Origin of the sequence: Mesorhizobium sp. Ca11 (genome assembly GCF_020165275.1) — a bacterium.
Lineage (GTDB): Bacteria > Pseudomonadota > Alphaproteobacteria > Rhizobiales > Rhizobiaceae > Mesorhizobium.
Genome location: NZ_JAIUHU010000038.1, coordinates 1 through 3,919 on the forward strand (window position 1 = coordinate 1; position 3,919 = coordinate 3,919).

The window sequence follows — 3,919 nt, forward strand, 5'->3', positions numbered from 1 at the left end:
TACACCGCACTTGCTGCCCGGTCGGGCTCCAAGAAGCTCGCTATCATCGCCGTCGCAAGGAAGCTCCTGGTCGTCCTTAACGCTATCATTCGCGACAAAACCGCATTCGCATGAACACAGTTGCCATGCCGTTACCTTCGCCAAGGCTCGCAACGGAGCAAAATTCTGCACCGAGGCGGCGCTTCCAAGTCACGGAATGGATTCTATGGTCTGCGCGCGTCGCTTCGCTCCTTGCTCCGCCATAGAATGACGAGGTTGGGACGGCTTCAACCAATCCCCGGCGTTTGCACTGATTTCACGGAAATGAAAGGAAAATCGTGCCCTAAGACAAACGGCAACCTTTCAAAATCCCTGTGTCGGGGAACCAGGTTGATCATCAGAGCGGATCAAATTCTCTGTCCAGCAGCCCCATAATGATGTCGTCCTGCCAAGCTCCGCCGACGAATGCGGCTTCGCGCTCGCGTCCCTCCTCCACAAATCCGCACTTGCGATAGCAGGCGATCGCGCGGGAATTGCGCGATAAGACCCGTAGCGAAACGCGATGCAGGCCACGACCGAAGGCATACCCGAGGACGAGTCTGATCGCTTCGGTACCATACCCCTTGCCGAGATATGCTTGGTCGTCGATGCCGATGGCCAAGGCCGCCCTCTTGTCCTGCCAATCTATGTTGTGGAGGCGGACATGGCCGATAAAGCAACCGGCATCAATCACCCAGGCACAGTTCTGTTGCTGGATGAGGCGAATGGCGGCCTCGGCTTCCCCTCGGGTAAAGGTGGTGTTTGGGTCGAATATCCCACCGTAGGCTTCAACGATCTCGCGATGCCGACCGAGCGCCAGCCGCGTTTCCACATCTTTGGGAATTGGTCTGCGAAGGATGAGGCGAGCGCCCCGAAGGTCGGGAAGATCGGCTGTCATTTGCGGAAGCTAAGATGTTCGTCCCTATTTGTCGAATGGCCGACTCCGCTCATCGCGGCATTTGGGATAACCGTTTGATTGAGTTTCAACGCCAAAGGCATCGGGGCATGAGCCTCAAACGCGAGACTCACTCCTTCGCCGCTCCGGCGGCCTTGATATCGATCAACCCATAGCCGAAATCACTGTCCCGCCCCTTCGGCCCCAGATCCTTGGCCGTGGCCGCCAGCGCCTTCTCGATGTCGTCGGCAGAGCGGTCGGGCGCGGCGTGGATCAGATTGGCGATGGCACCGGACACGATCGCGGCGGCGAAGGAGGTGCCGGTGACGACGTCCGAGCCGGCGCCGCTCGGCGCCACCATCTCGACGCCCGGCGCCGAGATGAAGACATAGGCGCCGCGGTTGGCCTGCGGCATCAGCCCGTCCTTGGCGTCGGTGGCGGTCACCGCGATCACGCCGTCGAAGGCGGCCGGATAGCCGTAGGGCGCTTTCGGGCCGTTGTTGCCAGCGGCGGCCACCAGCACCATGCCCATCGCCCGCGCATTGCGGCAGGCGGTGCCGAGCAGGTCATTCTTCGGGCCGACGAAGCTCATATTGATGATGCGCACATTCTGCTCGGCCGCCCAGTCGAGCGCCGACAGGATGACGTCCATGGTCGACTTGCCGCCCTCGAATGCACGCGCGTGATAGATCTTGGCGCCCGGCGCCATGCCTTCCAGCGGCCCCACGCCGGCGATCAGCCCGTCGACCGAGGTGCCGTGGTCGCGCTTCTCGATCGCCACATTGGGCATCGCGTCATACTGGCCGGCAATCACGCCGGCGAGCGCCGGGTTGCTGTCGTCGATACCCGTATCGATGACGGCGACGCGTACATTCTCTCCGCTCGCCTGGCTTGCATCGAGCGCGATGCGGTCGAAGGCATAGTTCACGATGCCGGCCGCCTGCTGCAGCGTGTAGATGTGGTTGGGCTCGCGCCGTTGCGTGCGGCCGTCGGCGGCAAGCTGCGCCAGCACCACGCCGACAGGTCGCCCGTCGGTGATGCCGAAGCGCACCAAAGTGGTGCCAAGCAGCCGCGACTGGCGCTGCGAGCGCACCTGCAGGCCAAAGGAATTGGCGATCTGCTGCACCACGCCGGCATCGCCCTCGACCGTCACCAGCACCTCGTCGGGCACGAATTCACCGGCGATCGCGCGCGGAGGCTCCGCCAGATTGAGGCCCTGAGGCACCGTGACGGGTCCGCTCGGCGCCGGCGCGGGCGGCGGCGTGCTGCTGGAACCGTTCGATGACGACGTTCCGTCCGCCGGCGTTTGCGGGGCGGTGCCCGCCGGGGGATTCGGGAACAGGTCGACGATGAGCGCCGGCAGGACCACCGCGCCGCCCATGGCCGTGCCCGGCGTCGCGACGCCATTCCTGGCACCGCCCTCCTTGTCGCAGCCGCTACCGGCCGCCGTCGTGCGGTCCAGGCAATCGAGCTGTTTTTGCGTCAGGTTCGGATCGTTGGTCTGCGCGGAGGCAGGCGCGGCGACAAATGCCGCCGCCGCAAGGAGCGCCGCATGCAGAATGACCGCCTTAGCCGCCATCGGCCGGTTTCCTTCCCTGCACCACAGCCTCCGCGAAAGGCTGGGCGGCAATAAGGCCGACGAGCTTGTCGTAATCGGCCGCCGTGCTGGCCGGGATCGTCAGGTGGAACACGCCGTCCGCAGTCGGGCCGCCGGCGATCTTCAACCCGTTCTGGCCGAGGAAGGCGGCGATATCGGCCATCTTCGCATCCGGCTTGAACTTGACCAGCGCGAAAGGCAGCTTCGCCAGATCGTCCTGAGCGCCGGCCACCTCGAAGTCCTTGCCCTTGCCGCCCGGCAGTTCGAAGGACTGCACGATGACCAGCGCAAGCAGCGCCGCGGCAGCCGCCCAGGCGACACCGGCAGGCATTGCCGTCACCCGGCCGAAGACTCTTGCCAGCCAGGATTGGCCGGGCGTTCGCACCGGACCGGCCTCGGCGTCCAGCGCCTTGGAGAAGCGGGAGAACGCGTCGGCGGGCGGCCGGATCGCCTCGTTGGCGGCTGCGGTGCCGGAGAACTCGGCCTCCGCTTCGCCAAGCGCATTCATCGCCGCCGGATCGGTGGCCAGCCACTCCTCGACGGCCTCCAGCTCGGCGCCTTCCAGCGAGCCGTTCAGGTAGAACGGCAGCAGCGTTTCCATCTCGTCGCGACGCGACATCTTTTCAGCGGCGCTCATGGCCAACCCCTGTCGTAACCGGCGGCCTTGAGGGCTTCGCCGAGTTTCTTGCGGGCGTAGAACATCCTGGTCTTGACGGTCGCGACCGGGATGTCGAGCACCTCGCCGATCTCGGTCACCGACTGGCCATGATAATAGGCAAGGTCGATCACCGTGCGGTGTTCTTCCGGCAGGGCATCGACGAAGCGGCGCAAGGCGGCGGCCTTGTCTTCCTTCATGGTCACAACTTCCGGCGTGTCGGCGCCGTCGGGAACTTGCGCCGCGTCGTCGTCGTCGATCCAGTCTTCCTTCTTCTTGCGCAGCATGGATAGCGCCTTGAAGCGGGCGATGCCGAGCAGCCACGTGGAAACTTCAGAGCGGCCCTCGAAACTGGGCGCCTGTTTCCACAGCTCCAGAAAAACCTCATTCGTGATATCGTCGGCCATCATTTCCGATCCCGTCTGGCGCGCCACGAAGCGGTAGATCCGCGCGTGGTGACGCATGAACAGGAGCCGGACGGCGGCCCGGTCGCCCTTCGCGACCCGGTCCACAAGCGCGCGATCGGTTTCCGTCGCCGCATTCATGGCCGGTCGAGCCGCCTGGCTCCTCGAAGCTCTGTCGCTGATCGGTCCAAAAAGGTTCACCCTCCGCCAAGGATTTCTTGGAGGCTAACTGAAGAAAGTGAGCGTTGCCAGAGGGCAGGTTTTCTCCTTCTCCCCTTGTGGGAGAAGGTGGCCGCGAAGCGGCCGGATGAGGGGTGCTCCAGGGAACACCGACGCCTCACTCCGCTGGA

At 64.5% G+C, this 3,919-nt stretch carries 4 protein-coding genes; all 4 read right to left on the reverse strand.

What is annotated here, in order from left to right; translation table 11 throughout:
• Window positions 1–376 precede the first annotated feature (376 nt).
• Complete coding sequence (locus tag LB538_RS29065; RefSeq protein WP_224532823.1) at window positions 377–916, reverse strand: GNAT family N-acetyltransferase; 540 nt, start codon at window positions 914–916, stop codon at window positions 377–379.
• 127 nt (window positions 917–1,043) lie between these two features.
• Window positions 1,044–2,492 (reverse strand): S8 family serine peptidase, encoded by a 1,449-nt coding sequence (locus LB538_RS29070; RefSeq protein ID WP_224532821.1) that lies wholly within the window; start codon window positions 2,490–2,492, stop codon window positions 1,044–1,046.
• Window positions 2,482–3,147: an anti-sigma factor gene (locus LB538_RS29075; protein WP_224532819.1), complete on the reverse strand. Its 666-nt coding sequence runs from the start codon at window positions 3,145–3,147 to the stop codon at window positions 2,482–2,484. Before LB538_RS29075 ends, LB538_RS29070 begins: the two co-directional genes overlap by 11 nt.
• Window positions 3,144–3,710 carry a sigma-70 family RNA polymerase sigma factor gene (locus LB538_RS29080; protein ID WP_095770209.1) on the reverse strand — a complete coding sequence of 189 codons (567 nt, stop codon included), beginning with the start codon at window positions 3,708–3,710 and terminating at the stop codon, window positions 3,144–3,146. The genes LB538_RS29075 and LB538_RS29080 overlap by 4 nt, the downstream gene beginning before the upstream one ends.
• Window positions 3,711–3,919: the final 209 nt, after the last annotated feature.